Below are 15990 nucleotides of genomic sequence, written 5' to 3' on the forward strand. Positions count from 1 at the left end.
TCAGCTCCCTTGCGCCCGTGCCACGCCTGCCCAGGCCGTCGCGACCTCCTGCCGGTGCCGGTCGAGCGACGCAACCACCTCGTTCCACTCCGCTGCTCCGACGGCATGCGCTACCATCGCGCGGGTCGCCTCGCCTGGCGGCTGCGCGTCGGGTGCCACCAGCCGCATCGTCACCAGCAGGCGGGTCAGGAAATCATGCGCCGGACCAATCGTCGCCGGGAGCAATCCATCGGCCACCAGCGCATCCACCGCATCGCGCAATCCCGGCGCAAATCCGGTGCGTCGAACCAGCTGGAGCGTGTGAACCGCGAATTCCAGATCGACCAGCCCGCCCGGGAGCAGCTTGGCATCAAGCGGCCCCTTTGGCGGCTTGTGGGCGGCCATGTCGGCGCGCATCTTCGCCGCTTCTGCCGCGATGTCGCGAGCTGGACGATCGCCGTGGAGCACCTGGTCGATGACCTGCACCACCGCCCCGCGCCCCGTCGGAGAGCCAAACACCGCACGGGCGCGCGTGAGGGCCATATGCTCCCAGGTCCATGCCTCCTCGCGCTGGTAGCGGGCGAAGCCTTCGAGCGAGACCACCAGCGGCCCCTGCGCGCCGGACGGCCGCAGCCGCGTATCCACCTCGTACAGCGCCCCGGCGGCGGTCGCGACCGACAGCGCCGCGATCACGCGCTGGGCAAGGCGGTTGTAATAGGTGACTGCACCAAGCGGCTTCTCGCCATCGGATTCGCCTAGGTGATCGCCGGTAAAGACGAAGACGAGGTCGAGGTCGCTGGCATGGGTCAGCGCCCCGCCCCCAAATCTGCCGAGCGCGAGGATCACCAGTTCGCTGCCGGGAACACGGCCGTGGCGAACCGCGAATTCCTCCACCGTTGCCTGCGCCAGCACCGCCAGCGCCGCTTCGGCCACCCGCGCATAGCCTGCGGAGACCTCAAGCGGGTCGCCTGCACCCGCGACGATCTGCGCGCCCAGCGCAAATCTTTTCTCGCCGACAATCTGGCGGACATGGTCGAGTAATCGCTGATAATCGTCCCCGGCCTCGCGCTGTGTCATCGCTTTGGCCAACTCCGCGACCGGTCCGACCGGGGCCAATGCGCTCGCGTCGATCAGTCCGTCGAGCAGATCCACCCGCCGTGCCAGCGCATCGGCCAAGGTCGGCGCATGGCTCAGAATCGTCCCGAGCAGCCGCGCCAGCGTGGGCCGCGCTTCGAGCAAATGGAACAGGTTGAGCGCGGTCGGCAGCCGCGACAGGATCGTATCGAGCCGCGCCAGCGCGGCACCCGGATCGGGCGACTGGCCAATTGCCGCGATCAGCGGGGGCAACGCCGCCTCCATCGCCGCCCGCGCGGGCGGACTGCGCAGCGCGGCATAACGCCCGCTGCGCCACCCCTCGATCAGCCGCGTCGCCCCGGCTGGATCGGCGAACCCCGCCTCGGCCAACCCCGCCTCGCCCACCGCAGCCCCCGTTGCACCGGCCCCGCCATCCTCGCTGTCGAGTGCATCGTAGATTCGCCCGACCGCCTCGACATGCGGACGCAGCAGGTCGAGCAGGTCGCCGCCGTCGTCGAGCCCGTGCAGCCGCGCCACGCCGTCCAGCGCCTCGCCATGCGGCAGACTGTGGGTTTGACGGTCATCGACCATCTGCACGCGATGCTCGATCGTGCGGAACAGGATATACGCCTCCCGCAGCTGCCGCGCCTCTTCGGCATCGATCCGCCCCGCCGCCGCCAGTGCGGCAAGCGCGTCGAGCGTCGCCGGTGCGCGCAAGGCGGGGTCGCGCCCGCCATGGATCAGCTGGTGGATCTGCGCGAAGAACTCCACCTCACGGATGCCGCCGCGCCCGCGCTTCAGGTCGAACCCTGGCCCGAACGCCTGACCCTGCGCATGATGGTCGCGGATGCGGCGCGAGATGCCGCGGATCTCGCGGATCGTCCCGAAGTCCACCGCACGGCGCCACACGAACGGGCGGATCGTGTCGAGGAACCCCTGCCCCAGCGCGCAGTCGCCCGCAGCCGCACGCGAACGGATGAATGCAGCGCGCTCCCAGGGCAGTGCCTGTGACTCGTAATAGCTGATCGCCGCCTCGGCGGGCAGCACGATGGGGGTGACCTCGGGCGATGGCCGCAGCCGCAGGTCGATCCGCAGCACATAGCCATCGGCGTCGCGCGCCTGCAGGATTTCGACCACGCGCCGGCCGATCCGCACCGCCGCCTCCTCGACTGCGTCGCGCTCGCGGTGCGGCAGTGTGGCGGGGTCAAAAATCAGAATGGGGTCGATGTCGGATGAATAATTGAGTTCATGGCTCCCCTGTTTGCCCAGCGCGATGCCGGCCAGCCCGCGCGGCTCGCCCCCGGGCACCCGCTCGACAATCGCTGCCCCGATCGCTGCGTCGAGCGCGTAATCGGCGAAATCGGACAGGTTGCGCGTGATCGAAACGAAGTCGAGTTGTCCCGACATGTCGCCGATCGCCGCCGCCAGCGCCAGCCGCCGCCGTTCGATCCGCAGTCTGCGGGGCAGCGGCATATCGGGATCGTTGACCCGCGCCGAGCCCAGCGGATCGCGGGATGCGACGGCGATATTGGCCATCAGCTCCGCCTCCCGCTCGATCAGATTGGAGAGGAAGGGCGAGTGGCGCGCGGCCCGCGCGATGGCACTGTCGAGCGCGAGATCGGATCCGCTCATCCGTTTTGTTTCGGTTTGCGATCAGACGATTTCTGATCTGTCAAGCAACAAATTTCAAAAAGAAACGTTCTGTACTGCATGGGTTCTCACGCACCTCGATCGCCTGAACGGCGCAGCGATAGCGGCTACTGGGTCGAAGCGCCACGCACGACCGACGCGATCGGCTTCGTGCTGCGCGACGCCTATGTCGGCGACCACGGGCTGCCCGATGAGATGCAGGATTTGTTGAGCCAGCTGTGCGAAATGCGCAGCGAGACCGGCGGACGCGACAGTCACGGGTGATCGAACTGCCGCGAACGTTCGATCAGTCCCGGCTCAGTTCGTCCACTTCATCCATGATCGTGTCCAGAGCGCTGCGCCCGTCGCTGACATGGTCAGCGCGTGAGGGCAGGTCGCCGCCGCTCATCAACGCTTCCAGCGCGACGCGACCGCGCGCCACCCGGCTCTTGATCGTGCCGACCGCGACGCCGCAGATCTCGGCCGCCTCCTCATAGGCAAAACCGCCCGCACCAACCAGAATCAGCGCCTCGCGCTGCGGCTGAGGCAGGTGCAGCAGCGCGCGCTGCATATCGGCCAGTTCGACATGGCGGTCCTGGCTGGCCGGCGCCGCCAGGATGCGATCGGCGACCAGATCGTCCCATTCGCCCTTGAACCGGGCGCGGCGCATCTGGCTGAGATACAGGTTGCGCAGGATGATGAAGGTCCAGGCGCGCATATTGGTCCCGGCCTGAAACCGCTGACGCGCGGCCCACGCCTTCATCAGCGTCTCCTGAACCAGATCGTCGGCAAGGTCGCGGCTGCCCGAAAGCGAACGTCCGAACGCGCGCAAATGCGGGATCACGAGCGCAAGCTGTTTCTTGAACTCCGGATCGGAGAGCGCAACATGCTCCACTTGCGTGTAATCTTCGGTATCGCTCATTGGAGTCCGTTCATCTGGCGCGGCGTTCTACCGCCCGCTGAAGATAGGTGTGCCGGCCGCATCTGCCATCCCGCACGGGTCAGATCAGCAGATACACTGCATAGATCACCACGATCAGCGTCAGTGAGATGGCGAGGATGTAACGGGTCATGTGCGGGGTCGCCCCGGCGCGGACACGATCCGTCTCGTAATGGGGGGGGTCGTTTGGGTCAGCCATGACCCTCTCAACCCCCCAGAACCGTTTTAGGTCCGTAAGAAATGGAACTTTCAGTTCGCGGGCACGGTCGCCTGGTCGAAAAACAGCGCCTGACTGATCGCCGCCTTCACCGTCGAACGCTGGAACGGCTTGGTAATCAGGAAGGTCGGCTCGGGGCGCTCCCCGGTCAGCAAACGCTCAGGGAACGCGGTGATGAAGATCACGGGCACGTTGAACTGTGCGAGGATGTCCTTGACCGCATCGATGCCCGAACTGTCGTCGGCCAGCTGAATGTCGGCAAGGACAAGGCCGGGGCGATCCTCCAGCGCCAGCGCGACCGCCTCGTCGCGGGTAACCGCGACCCCGGTGACGTCATGGCCCTGATCGCGGACGATCGTCTCAAGGTCCATCGCGATCAGCGGCTCATCCTCGATGATCAGCACGCGCGCGCGGGTCTGGCGCTCGATCTCCGACAACGCCTGCGAGACGAGGTCCTCGACCGAATCGGCGGATTCGTCGAGCAGATAGGCAGCGTCCTCGCTGGTGAATCCCTCCATCGCGGTCAGCAGCAGCGCCTGGCGCGAACGCGGCGCGAGCCGGGCGAGCCGGGCGCGGGCAATCGCCTCATTCTCGGTGGGATTGCCGACATCGCCTGGATCGCGATCGGCGTCGGGATGCGTCGAACCCCAGATTGCCTGGAAGGTGCGGTACAGGCCGAGCCGCGGGTCCACGCTGCGCGGAAATTCGTCCGGTGCCGCGACGATCGCTTCAAGCGTCGCGCGGACATAACGGTCGCCCTCGGTCTGGCTGCCGGTGAGCGCGCGGCCATAGCGGCGCAAAAAGGGAAGATGAGGCGCGAGCTGCTGTCCAAGCGACATGGGAACATATTCTCCTTCGGCGATACCGGCTGTTTGGCTGCGGTATCGGTGCATTACAAGTCGGCTGCTGGTCCAAAGGAAGCCCCTCCCCGGATTTCGCATCGCCTGTGGAACAAACGAGCTTGGGATTGGTTTCATCCCCGCTGCACGACCATGACGTCGTTCAGTCCGCGACTTGCAGCCGCGTCAGTTTTTGTGCATCCGCCCACGACCCGGGCAATCAGGGGGACGAGGTGTTTTCGGCCGACGATAAAAGTAAAACACCGCAGCGGACAGGCGGAGACCAGCCGTCGCGCAAGAGCGGCGCGGCGCCTCAGGCTGACCGCAACATTGGCGATGCATTGCGTCGCGTCTATCAGGATGCCGCCAGCGAGGATGTTCCCGACGACCTGCTCGACCTGCTCCGCAAGCTCGATTAATCTTGGGCCCGATGGAGGGGGATGAGCTTACGCGCCGCACCAGCGCCAGCCCCTTGGCGGCGGTTGCGCGGATGCCGACCGGTGCCAAGGTTTTCCTGATTTTAAGCGGTGCGCTGTTGCCGCTCGCGCTGATCGCCTTTCTCGCCTCGCTGCAAACCACCCGCATCGCCGATCAGGAAGTTCGCGCGCGTCTGCGCATCGCGATCGGCGAGTCCGCACGCTCGCTTCGCGGCGAGCTTGCGTGGGAATTGCGCGAAGTGCGCAGCGCGCTCCCGGCAACACCCAGCGAAGCACCCAATTGCGGTCGCCTCGCCGGCCTGTTCGAACCTCTAGCGCCGGAGGGTATTCGTTATGCGGTGCTCGACCCGTCGAAACGACTGATCTGCGGGCAGCCCCTGCCCTCGGTCGCCTCAGCAGGTGGTGCTTCTGACACGGTTCCGATTCGCCTGATCCCCGGCACCGGGGCGCAGATCGAGGTGACGGGCGCTGCGGGTCACGTTGCGCGTGCCTTTTTCCCCACCGATTTCCTCGCAAAGTCTGCCGCACCGACCGGTATGACGGGGGAGTTCGGCATGGAACTGCTCAGCGCGGATCGTTCGCTGGTCCTGCGCGAACTCAATGCCCCCACCCTGCTCGCGCGGACCGAGACCCAGGTCGTCGATCTGGATATCGAGAATCTGGGATTGCAAATGACGGTCCCCAGCGCGCCGGTCACCTCTTCCGCGATCATCGCCGCACTGTCGCCCTTCCTGATGTGGTTCCTCGCCGCCGCGATCGCCTGGTTCGTGGTCGATCGACTGCTGATCCGCCCGCTGCGGCGGCTGCGCACCACCGTCGGCGCCTATCAACCGGGCGAAGTGATCGACCCCGTAGCGGGCAGCGACATTCCCGCGCAGGAAATCCGCGCGCTGGGCGACACGTTCCGGGAACTGAGTCGCACCGTGCAACTGCACGAGCGCGACCTGGCGGAAGGTCTTTCCCGCCAGACCAAGCTGACTCGCGAGGTGCATCACCGGGTCAAGAACAACCTTCAGGTGATCGCCAGCCTCATCAATTTCCACGCCCGCGTCGCCGCCGAACCGGGCGCGCTGGAGGCATATGCGTCGATCCAGCGCCGGGTCGACGCCCTCGCCGTCGTCCACCGCCACCATTATGCCGGGTTCGAGGATACGCGCGGGATCGAGATCCGGGCCGTAATCGGCGAGCTTGCGTCCAACATCCGCGCCACCGCGCCTCAGGGCAATGCCGTCGGCATCCTGCTCAATATCGAACCGCTGCTTGTGTCACAGGACGCGGCAGTCGCGATCTCGTTCCTGATTACCGAGATCGTCGAGCTGGCGATGCAGGCGTCGCCCGGCCCGCAGATCAACATCTCGACCCAGACCGACCCCGCGACGCCGGAAAGCGCGACGCTGCGCATCAGTTCGGCTGCGCTCGCCGACTCCTCCGAATTCGCTGCACTATACGAGCACCGCTACGGTCGCGTCATCGGCGGGCTGGTGCGGCAGCTCCGCTCACATCTGCATCACGACCCGATGATCGGCGCGTTCGAACTCGCCGTAGCCATCACCGGGCGCACCTGAAAAAATATTCGAAAAATCGTGCAGCGCGCGGAACCCCGGATCGGGTTCGCCGTTTTACACTTCGGATAGTGACCTTTTGCCCCCCGCTCTCGCTATCCACGACACAGGCCCGGAAGCGTCAACCCCTCCCCCCCGGTGACGCTTTCGGGCCTTATTCGTCTCGGCGACATCACCCAACCCGTTCGAATCACACGCGGAACGAACCCGCGCGCCGTGCATTAGTCCTGCGCAACAGCGCGATTTGGAGAAGAGTGATGCGCAAGATTTTGACCCTGGCGATGCTCGCGAGCGGCCTCGCCCTGTCGGCATGCAACACGATCGAAGGCGTTGGCCGCGACGTATCCTCCGCAGGCGAAACGGTCGCGAAAACCGCCGACGGCGCCAAATAAGCCGAAGCTTACCCTATCCCTCACCTGCGGCGGCTTCGGCCGCCGCTTCCTTTCACGCCGCCTGCGGGTGAACCAGATCGCCACCAGTGACAGGAAATAGAGCCCGCACAGCGGCCCCGCGAGCAACAATTGTGATCCGATATCCGGCGGAGTCAGCACAGCGGCGATCGCAAAGGCGGCAACAACAGCGTAGCGCCAGGCCGATTTGAGCTGTTCATAGGTGACGATACCCGCCCGCTCGAGCAGCATCAGCAGCACCGGCAGCAGGAACGAGATGCCGAACGCGAAGATGAACTGCATCACGAAGTCGAGATAATTGCCGACGGCTGGCAGCGCTTCCTGCGTCACCCCGCCGCCCAGATCGCCTTCCAGACCGAGCAAGAAGTTGAGCGCCACCGGGATTGCGAAATAATAGGCCAGCGCCGCGCCCGACCCGAACAGCACCGGCGTCGCCAGCAGGAACGGCAGCAGCGCGCGCTTTTCCTTGCGGTACAGCCCCGGCGCGACGAACTGCCACAGCTGGTTTGCGATGATCGGGAAGGACAGCATCAGCGCGCCGAAAAATCCGACCTTGATCTGCACCATGAACGCTTCGAAAATCTGGGTAAAGATCAGCTTGTCCTGTCCCGCCGCCGCCAGCGGATGGACCAGGAAACCGAAGATCGGCTTGGCAAAATAGAAGCACAGGATGAAGGTCGCGACCAACGCCATCACGCAATAGAGCAATCGGCGACGCAGCTCGATCAGATGGTCGAGCAAGGGCGCTTCGGTGTTGGCCAGTTCGTCGCTGTCGCTCACGACTCCGCCTTCTTCTTGCGCGGCGTGCGGGGTTTGCGGGCGGGCGTGGCCACCGGGGCATCAGGGACAGGTTCCACTGGATCCCCCTTGAACTCGGGTGCAGGGGTCAACACCGGCGCAGCGTCGCCCATATCCTCAGCCAATCGGGCCGACTCCGCGCCGGCCTCGTCAGGATTGTGCATCGGCCCGGCGAGCATCTTTTCGGGCGGGTATTCGCGCATGATCCGCGCATTTTCCTCGGCCCATTTCTTTTCCATCTCGGCCAGTTCGGACTCGCGCACCATCGTGTCCAGCCCGCTGCGGAACTGGCTCGCGACGCGGCGCGCCTTGCCGACCCATTGACCGACGAAGCGCATCGCTTTTGGCAAGTCCTTCGGCCCGATCACCAGCAGGGCGACGATGCCCACCACCAGAAATTCGGGTGCGTTGAAATCGAGCATCGATCAGCCGGTCCGCAAGGCCGCGGCACGGGGCCGCGGCGAAAAACTCAGCGCTCTTCCTGCGCAGGGCGCGCGTCGGTCTGCGTCTGGGGCTGCGGGTCGACGACACGCTTCGCCTCGATCTCGGCGGGCTTGGCGGCAGCCTCGTCGTCGTCGGCCATGCCCTTCTTGAACTGCTTGATGCCCTTGGCGACGTCACCCATCATGTTCGAGAAGCGGCTGCCTCCGAACAGAAGGATTACGAGAACACCGACGATCAGCCAGTGCATCAGACTCATGCTACCCATCGGAACTCTCCGTTGATTCCCGGTCTATCTAGTCGTCTTCATCCCGGGTTTCCACCGCTTCCCCTTCGCCGGCCTCCGAATGTGCCGCTTCAAAGGCCAGATCGACCGGATCGAGCAGTCCGGCAGCGCGCAAATCGTCAATTCCGGGAAGGTCGCGGCGGCTCGCCAGCCCGAAATGACTGAGGAACTCGGGAGTCGTCGCATAGGTCAGCGGTCGACCGGGCACCTCGCGGCGTCCAGCCGGACGTATCCAGCCAGCCTCCATCAGCACGTCGAGCGTGCCCTTGCTGATCTGGACGCCGCGGATCGCCTCGATCTCGGCGCGCGTGACTGGTTCGTGATAGGCAATGATCGCCAGTGTCTCGATCCCCGCGCGGGAAAGCTTGCGGCTGTCCTCCCGGTCACGGCGCAGGAAATTGGCCAGGTCCGGCGCGGTCTGAAAATGCCAGCGCCCGCCGCGCTCGACCAGTTCGACCCCGCGCCCGGAATAGGTCTCGGCGAGCGCCGAAAGGGCCGCCGCGATATCCGCCTCCTCACCGACATGGGCGCGCAAATCGGTGAGCGTCAACGGCTGCTCGGACGCGAACAGCACGGCTTCGACCGCGCGCATCGTTTCATCCGGCGGCGTCATGCCTCGATGCCCTTCAGATAGAGTGGCGCGAAGGCCGATTTCTGGCGAATTTCGACCCGTCCCTGCTTGGCCAGTTCCAGCGCCGCGACGAACGAACTGGCGAGTGCCGACTTGCGGTAACTCCCGCTGGCATCCTCGGGTAAAAAGCTCTCGATTGTGCTCCACTCGATGCGCTGCCCGATCAATTCGGACAGGCGATGGATTGCATCCTCCAGCGTCATTACCGGGCGCACCGCCACGATGTGCATCACCGGTCGCGTCCGCGCGCTGATCTGGCCATAAGCGGAAATCAGGTCATAGATTTCGGCCTGCCAGCGCGACTTGCGCACCGTCCGCAGCCCCTCGGGCGCGCCGCGGGTGAACACGTCGCGTCCCATTCGGTCACGCGCCACCAGCCGCGCCCCGGCCTCGCGCATCGCGCTGAGCCGTTCCAGCCGCAATTGCAGCCGCAGCGCCATATCTTCCGGACTCGGTTCGACCTCGGGGTCACGCGGCAGCAGCAATGCCGATTTGAGATAGGCGAGCCACGCCGCCATCACGAGATAATCCGCCGCCAGCTCAAGGCGAAGCTCTCGCGCCTCATTCACATAGGTGAGGTACTGATCGACCAGCTGAAGGATGGACAGCTGGCGCAGATCTACCTTCTGGCTCCGCGCGAGCGCCAGCAACAGGTCGAGCGGCCCTTCCCAGCCGTCGATGTCGATGGTGAGGGGCGCGGGATCGGTCATGCCAGCGCGAGCAACGCCTCCCGCTTGGCAATCAACGCATCGATCTCAGCCGCTTCAGGCCGCACGCTCGCCATCGCCCGCTCCAGCCGCGCCAGCGTCGCTGGCGGCGCGTCGCCCAGTCGTCCGGCAATCTCCTCCATCTCGCCCATCCGCGCCCAGCAATCGAGCGCGACGTCGCACCCCCGCCGCGATCGCCTGCGCCGCCTTTTCGCCCGCAGTGCCGCTCAGCGCTTTCATATCGATATCGTCGGTCATCAACAGCCCATCGAACCCGATCCGCCCCCGGATGACCTCGCGGATGACCGTCGGCGAGAGTGTCGCGGGATTGTCCGCGTCCCATGCCTTGAACACGACGTGACAAGTCATGCCCATCGGTGCGGTATTCAGAGTCCGGAACGGTTCGATATCCTTCTCCAGCGCCGTCTCGTCCGCATCGACCACCGGCAGCTCATAATGGCTGTCGACCACCCCGCGGCCATGGCCGGGCATATGCTTGACCACGCCGACGACGCCACCCTTGGCCATCCCGTCGAGCATCGCGCGTCCCAGCGCCGCGACGCGCATCGGATCGCTGCCGAACGTCCGCCCCCCACTGCCGGGGTCGTCTCCGGCTGGCGCACGTCCAGCAGCGGCGCGCAGTTCACATTCACCCCGACTTCGGCCAGCATCAGTGCCAGTGCCTGCCCATTCGCCCGCGCCGCCTCGATCGCCGAAGACGGCGCGACCTCGTACAGCGCATCGAACGCCGGGCCGGCGGGAAAGGCGGGCCACTCGGGCGGCTGCATCCGCGCCACGCGCCCGCCCTCCTGGTCAATCAGGATCGGAACATCGTCGCGCCCGGACAGCTCACGCAAACTGTCGGTCAGCGCGCGCATCTGCGCCCGATCGATGCAATTGCGCCCGAACAATATGTAACCGAGCGGGTCTGCATCGCGGAAAAACGCGGCTTCGTCAGGGGTAAGGACAGGGCCGGACAGGCCGAAGATCACGGGCTTCATGGCGCGGTTAGAACAGGGGCGAACAGGATTTTCCAGCCCAATTCCTCCCCTGCCCCGCAGGGGAGGGATTTGGTCACCCCGCCGCCAGGAAACACGCCTCGCCCGCAGCCTTCAGCTTGCCGCACAGTTCGCGCGCCTGCCCGTTGCTGCCCGCATTGACGCGCAGCCGGTAGAAGGTCTTGCCGTTCACATCCGCCCTAGCGATCCCCTTGCCCAGCGGCGCAAGGTAGGAAAACCGCTTCGACAGCCGCGCCCAGGCGACATTGGCCTCCGCCTCGGTCGGGAACGACCCCAACTGGATCGTCGCGCTACCCGCTGACGGCCCGGGTGCCGCCTGGGTCGGCGCGGCGGCCTTGGGCACCGACCCGCTCGGAACCGGTGCCACCACGCGGCTCGCGCCCTTGACCGGCGTCGGGCTCGCCTTTGGCGCCGCCTTGCCGTCGACTGGTGCCTCGGGCATCGCCGAAACATCGACCGATCCGTTGGTGGTCGCGCCCTCGCTGGCCGCGAAGACGGTGTCGCCCTCGCCCTCGACCTTCATCCCGCCCGGCTCGTCGGGCCTGATCTTGTAATCGCCTTCCTGCGCGTTGATCAGCGCGCCGGTGCCCTCACCGGTCACGGTGCGCTGATACCACCACCAGCCAAAGATCGCGGCGGCGATGATCGCCAGCCCGACCAGCACCAGCAGGACGATGCGCAGGAACGACGGTCCCTCGCGATAATCGTCATCGGCCGTCTCCAGCCAGGGGAGACGATCGTCGTTATAGTCCTCACCCGCGTTCATTCAGCTCAGCTCCTGAACCGCCTCGACCCCCATGATATCGAGGCCGTTACGAATAACCTGCCCGATTGCGTCGGCTAGGAAAAGCCGCGCGCGGGTCAGCTCGGGCTGGTCGGTCAACAGGAAGCGCCGCGACGGATCGTCGTTGCCGAGATTCCACAGCGAATGCAGCTCCGCCGCCAAGTCGTAGAGATAGAAGGCGATTCGATGCGGTTCACGCGCCGCCGCAGCGCCCTCCACGACCCGCGGATACTGCGCCGCCAGCTTCACCAGCCCCAGTTCGCGTGTATCAAGCAGGGACAGGTCGGCCGCACCTGATACGTCCAGCCCAGCCTCGACCGCCCGGCGATGCAGCGATGCGACCCGCGCATGGGCATATTGGACATAGAAAACCGGATTGTCCTTCGACGCCTCGACCACCTTGGCGAAGTCGAAATCCATCTGCGCATCGGCCTTGCGGGTCAGCATGGTGAAGCGGACCACGTCCTTGCCCACTTCCTGCACCGTGTCGGCCAAAGTCACGAAATTCCCGGTGCGCTTGCCCATCTTGACCGCTTCACCGTTGCGCATCAGCCGGACCATCTGCACCAGCTTGACGTCGAACCGCGTTTTGCCCTCGGTCAGCGCGGTCACGGCGGCGACGATCCGCTTGACCGTGCCGGCATGGTCCGCGCCCCAGATGTCGATCAGCTGGTCGGCCGACTGCGCCTTCTGGAAGTGATACGCCATGTCCGCGCCGAAATAGGTCCATTGCCCGTTCGACTTCCTGATCGGGCGATCCTGATCGTCACCGAATTGCGTCGAACGGAACAGCGGCAGCTCGACCGGCTCCCAATCGTCGGGCAACTCGCCCTTCGGCGCTTCTAGCACGCCATCATAGATCAGGTCGCGCGCGCGCAGCCATGCCTCGGCCTCTTCGGGCTTCCCCGCCGCCTGCAACTCCGCCTCGGAGGAGAACAGGTCATGATGGATGCCCAGCAGCGCCAGATCGTTGCGGATCATGACGAGCATGTCGGCGACCGCTTCCTTGCGGAACAGCGCCAGCCACGCGCTCTCGTCCTTGCCGACAAACGCATCGCCATGCTCGCGCGCCAGCCGTTCGCCGACGGGCTTCAGATACTCGCCCGGATACAGGCCCTCGGGGATCTCGATCGTCTCGCCCAGCGCCTCGCGATACCGCAGGTGCGCCGAGCGCGCGAGGACATCGACCTGCCCGCCCGCGTCGTTGACATAATACTCACGGATCACCTTGTGCCCGACCGCTTCGAGCAGGCTGGCGAGCGCGTCGCCCACCACCGCGCCACGGCAATGGCCCATGTGCATCGGCCCGGTCGGGTTGGCGGAGACATATTCGACGTTGACGGTCACGCCCACGCCCGACTGCGACCGGCCATAGCTGTCGCCGGCGTCCGTGATCGCCGCCAGCTCGCCGCGCCAGGTCGCGTCGGTCAGGCTCATGTTGATGAAGCCCGGCCCGGCGACCGACACGGTGGACACGTCGTCGAGCTTCTTCAACTCGCCCGCGATCTTCTCCGCCAACGCTCGCGGATTGGTGCCCGCCGGCTTGGCCAGCACCATCGCGGCGTTGGTCGCCAGGTCACCATGCGTCACGTCGCGCGGCGGCTCCACCGTCACCGCGCGTCGCTCCAGCCCCGCCGGCAGATCGCCGGATGCGACCAGGGCATCCAGCGCGGCGTCGAGATGGGCGGCGAAACGGGGATAGAGCGTCATGTGCGGGTCCGATGGTTTCAGGAGGCGGACCCTCTAGCGCAGGTCACGCGGTTCGTCACGCGATGACGCGGCGTCTCCGCGCAGCCAGCAGTCCGTCGGCGGCATAGATCGCCAACCCGGTCCAGATCAGCGCGAAACAGATCAGGTGCGCGGTCGTCACCCGCTCCCCGAAATAGGTGATCGCCAGCACGAACTGCATCGTCGGCGCGAGATATTGCAGCAGCCCCAGCGTAGAATAAGGCAAGCGCCGCGCCGCTCCGGCGAACAGGAGCAATGGCACCGCCGTCACCACGCCCGACAGCACCAGCAACGTCGTCGCCACTGCCTCGTTTCCGAACTCCAACCCACCATGCGTCGACAGCCAGAACAGATAGGCGAGGCCAAACGGCGCGAGGATCGCGGTCTCCAGCGTCAGCCCCTCGAGCGCCTCGACCGGCGCGACCTTCCGCACCAGCCCGTAGAAGCCGAACGAGAAGGCAAGCGTCAGGCTGATCCAGATTCCCTGCCCCGCACCCACCGCCAGCACCGCGACGCCGATCCCGGCGAGCACCACCGCGACGATCTGCGCCCGACCGAGCTTCTCGCGCAACAGCACCACGCCCAGCAGCACATTGATCAACGGGTTGAGGAAATAGCCAAGGCTCCCTTCCAGCACATGCCCGTTCTGCACCGCCCAGATATAGACCAGCCAGTTGACCGAGATCAGCGCGGCGCTGGCCGACAGCAACAGCATCGCGCGCCGGTTGCGCAGCGCCGCGACGATCGCGGGGGTGCGGCCCAGCGCAAGGATCACGATCGCGAGCAGCCCGAGTGACCACAATACGCGGCCCGCGACCACTTCGCCCGCACCAACCCCCTTCAGGAACCAGAAGAAGATCGGCAGCACGCCCCAGATGCCATAGGCTCCCAACCCCTGGATCAACCCGGCGCGGTCGATGCGCTCAGGCGCTGCAGGGGACGGATCGGACCGGGCCATGCGCGCGGAGATGGGGGCGATGCTGCGCTGCGGAAAGAGGCGCGGCGGGAAAGATTTGGTTTAGACCGCGACGCCCTTGCTTCAGTCCTTGCGCATTTCGTCGCGATCGACCTTCAGCCACTTGCCCCAATCGATGCTCACCAGTGCGACCAACAGCCCCAGCATCGCTACCTGCAACGCGATGCCGCCCGGGCTGGTGAGGTGCGCGAACATCGCCTCGCCAAAGTCGGTCTGCCGCACCTTGCGCGCGGTCCAGCCATAAAAGGCATAGGTGAACAGCCGCCCGGTGAAAAAGGCGGCGGTAAAGCCCAGCAGCGGCACCCGCGCCAGCCCGACCGCGATGAACAATTGCGCAGATGGCAGGGGCGAGATCACGAACAGTGCCAGTGCGAGCACAACATTATGCTTGCGCCGCTCGACCGCCGTGCGCGCCGCCGCGATATTGTCCCGCATCCGCTGCGGCAGCCATTTCCCGAAATGCCGCGCCCCGATCGCCAACGTCAGCCGCCCAAGCGCCGCTCCCGCTGCCCCGATCAGCACCAGCGCCCAGAGCGGCTGGTCGCCATTGATCCCGTACAACACGATGATCGACCAGGTCGGCGGCCCGAATGCGGGGAGCAGATTGACCCCGAACGCCAGCAGGAACAGCGAGATATAGCCCATCGCCACCGGGGTGCGGGGAAATCGACCGGCATGCAAGTGCGTTGACTAATGAGATAATGTATCATTAAAGGAGGCATGTCTTCAAAGCCCCCGGCCATTCACGATCCCGGACATTGGGATTCGATTTCCGCCAACTATGCTGCTGAAGCCGACCGGATGACCGGTCGCTATGCGCAAGCGGCATGGGACCTCGCCGCGCTTCCGAGCGGCGCACGCGTGCTCGATGTCGCCACCGGTGCGGGCGCGCTGCTGGTCTCGGCATTGCGCGACGGTGCGGATGCGGTGGGCATCGACTTCTCGCCGGGCATGGTCGAGATTGCCAGCCAGCGCGCCGCCGCGATCGCACCGGGCGAGCGCGCACTGGTGATGGACGGCCAGAATCTCGCCTTCCCCTCCGACAGCTTCGACGCCGCCTTCTCGATCTTCGGCGTGTTCATGTTCCCCGATCCCGTTGCCGGTTTTGCCGAAATGGCGCGCGTGCTGCGCCCGGGCGGCGCGGCGGTCGTCGCAGTATGGGAGAATGCCGGCGGCGCAGGCCCCGCACAGCTTTTTGCCAGGGCTGCGCAGCGGATGTTTCCGGACCAGCCGGTCCCGCTGCCGATGGACCGGCTGTTCAATTCACCCGAATTGCTCGAAGGCGCCTTCATCGAGGCTGGGCTGTCACCGCAGCGCGTCCAGGGCATCGAGTTCGCCTGGCCCGCCCCACCGGTCGACTGGTTCCGCGACAACGCCAAGCTCGCTTATGGCTGGTCGCCGGTGTGGCGGATGCTCAACGAAAATCAGCGCACCGCCTTCGCCGAGGAAGCAGCCAGCCTCGCCGCCGATCTCCCGCCGGAGGGCATCTACTCCACCGCGCTGATCGGCATCGCGCGAAAGCCGGGCTGAGCG

At 66.0% G+C, this 15990-nt stretch carries 17 protein-coding genes and 2 pseudogenes; 5 read left to right on the plus strand and 14 right to left on the minus strand.

Annotated features, from left to right (window positions below):
- On the minus strand, nt 1-2685 hold the full coding sequence (gene glnE, locus LRS08_RS02155) for a bifunctional [glutamate--ammonia ligase]-adenylyl-L-tyrosine phosphorylase/[glutamate--ammonia-ligase] adenylyltransferase (RefSeq protein ID WP_257845104.1): 2685 nt from the start codon (nt 2683-2685) through the stop codon (nt 1-3).
- Nucleotides 2686-2763: 78 nt separating this feature from the next.
- Here glnE and LRS08_RS02160 point away from each other — a divergent pair, with 78 nt between their 5' ends.
- A complete protein-coding gene (locus LRS08_RS02160) occupies nt 2764-2967 on the plus strand; it encodes a hypothetical protein (RefSeq protein WP_257845103.1) in 204 nt (67 codons plus the stop codon).
- A 22-nt stretch (nt 2968-2989) separates the two neighbouring features.
- Here LRS08_RS02160 and LRS08_RS02165 read toward each other — a convergent pair whose 3' ends face one another.
- From LRS08_RS02165 to LRS08_RS02175, 3 genes are all read right to left on the minus strand, one after another.
- Nucleotides 2990-3604, minus strand: a complete 615-nt coding sequence (locus tag LRS08_RS02165) for a sigma-70 family RNA polymerase sigma factor (protein WP_257845102.1) — start codon at nt 3602-3604, stop codon at nt 2990-2992.
- 79 nt (nt 3605-3683) lie between these two features.
- Entirely contained in the window at nt 3684-3821 is a 138-nt protein-coding gene (locus LRS08_RS02170) for a hypothetical protein (protein ID WP_257845101.1), read from the minus strand.
- A gap of 50 nt (nt 3822-3871) precedes the next feature.
- Nucleotides 3872-4678, minus strand: a complete 807-nt coding sequence (locus LRS08_RS02175) for a response regulator (protein ID WP_257845100.1) — start codon at nt 4676-4678, stop codon at nt 3872-3874.
- A 107-nt stretch (nt 4679-4785) separates the two neighbouring features.
- On the opposite strand from LRS08_RS02175, the gene LRS08_RS02180 reads away from it, so the two are divergent.
- The 3 genes from LRS08_RS02180 (at nt 4786) to LRS08_RS02190 (ending at nt 7069) form a co-directional block, all read left to right on the plus strand.
- On the plus strand, nt 4786-5097 hold the full coding sequence (locus tag LRS08_RS02180; RefSeq protein WP_257845099.1) for a NepR family anti-sigma factor: 312 nt from the start codon (nt 4786-4788) through the stop codon (nt 5095-5097).
- 11 nt (nt 5098-5108) lie between these two features.
- On the plus strand, nt 5109-6680 hold the full coding sequence (locus LRS08_RS02185) for a sensor histidine kinase (protein WP_260481277.1): 1572 nt from the start codon (nt 5109-5111) through the stop codon (nt 6678-6680).
- A gap of 254 nt (nt 6681-6934) precedes the next feature.
- Entirely contained in the window at nt 6935-7069 is a 135-nt protein-coding gene (locus LRS08_RS02190) for an entericidin A/B family lipoprotein (RefSeq protein ID WP_257845520.1), read from the plus strand.
- Nucleotides 7070-7114: 45 nt separating this feature from the next.
- On the opposite strand, the pseudogene tatC reads toward LRS08_RS02190, so the two are convergent.
- From tatC to LRS08_RS02240, 10 genes and pseudogenes are all read right to left on the minus strand, one after another.
- Nucleotides 7115-7867 (minus strand): annotated as a pseudogene (gene tatC, locus LRS08_RS02195) (twin-arginine translocase subunit TatC); the annotation flags it as partial.
- Nucleotides 7864-8307, minus strand: a complete 444-nt coding sequence (tatB, locus tag LRS08_RS02200) for a Sec-independent protein translocase protein TatB (protein ID WP_257845097.1) — start codon at nt 8305-8307, stop codon at nt 7864-7866. The gene tatB and the pseudogene tatC, both read right to left, overlap by 4 nt.
- A 47-nt stretch (nt 8308-8354) precedes the next feature.
- Nucleotides 8355-8594 (minus strand): twin-arginine translocase TatA/TatE family subunit, encoded by a 240-nt coding sequence (locus LRS08_RS02205; RefSeq protein WP_257845096.1) that lies wholly within the window; start codon nt 8592-8594, stop codon nt 8355-8357.
- A gap of 28 nt (nt 8595-8622) precedes the next feature.
- Nucleotides 8623-9225: an SMC-Scp complex subunit ScpB gene (scpB, locus tag LRS08_RS02210; RefSeq protein ID WP_257845095.1), complete on the minus strand. Its 603-nt coding sequence runs from the start codon at nt 9223-9225 to the stop codon at nt 8623-8625.
- Nucleotides 9222-9953 carry a segregation and condensation protein A gene (locus LRS08_RS02215; RefSeq protein WP_257845094.1) on the minus strand — a complete coding sequence of 244 codons (732 nt, stop codon included), beginning with the start codon at nt 9951-9953 and terminating at the stop codon, nt 9222-9224. Before LRS08_RS02215 ends, scpB begins: the two co-directional genes overlap by 4 nt.
- Nucleotides 9950-10951: pseudogene (nagZ, locus tag LRS08_RS02220) on the minus strand (beta-N-acetylhexosaminidase). The gene LRS08_RS02215 and the pseudogene nagZ overlap by 4 nt, the downstream one beginning before the upstream one ends.
- Before the next feature lie 73 nt (nt 10952-11024).
- Nucleotides 11025-11735: an SPOR domain-containing protein gene (locus LRS08_RS02225; RefSeq protein ID WP_257845093.1), complete on the minus strand. Its 711-nt coding sequence runs from the start codon at nt 11733-11735 to the stop codon at nt 11025-11027.
- On the minus strand, nt 11736-13463 hold the full coding sequence (gene argS, locus LRS08_RS02230; RefSeq protein ID WP_257845092.1) for an arginine--tRNA ligase: 1728 nt from the start codon (nt 13461-13463) through the stop codon (nt 11736-11738).
- Nucleotides 13464-13518: 55 nt separating this feature from the next.
- Nucleotides 13519-14439: an EamA family transporter RarD gene (gene rarD, locus LRS08_RS02235; RefSeq protein ID WP_257845091.1), complete on the minus strand. Its 921-nt coding sequence runs from the start codon at nt 14437-14439 to the stop codon at nt 13519-13521.
- An 81-nt stretch (nt 14440-14520) separates the two neighbouring features.
- Nucleotides 14521-15102 carry a hypothetical protein gene (locus LRS08_RS02240; RefSeq protein ID WP_257845519.1) on the minus strand — a complete coding sequence of 194 codons (582 nt, stop codon included), beginning with the start codon at nt 15100-15102 and terminating at the stop codon, nt 14521-14523.
- A gap of 75 nt (nt 15103-15177) precedes the next feature.
- Here LRS08_RS02240 and LRS08_RS02245 point away from each other — a divergent pair, with 75 nt between their 5' ends.
- The gene (locus LRS08_RS02245) at nt 15178-15987 is read left to right on the plus strand and encodes a class I SAM-dependent methyltransferase (protein ID WP_257845090.1); all 810 of its coding nucleotides are present in this window, start codon (nt 15178-15180) and stop codon (nt 15985-15987) included.
- Nucleotides 15988-15990 lie beyond the last annotated feature (3 nt).

The organism is Sphingomonas sp. J315 (assembly GCF_024666595.1).
Lineage (GTDB): Bacteria > Pseudomonadota > Alphaproteobacteria > Sphingomonadales > Sphingomonadaceae > Sphingomonas.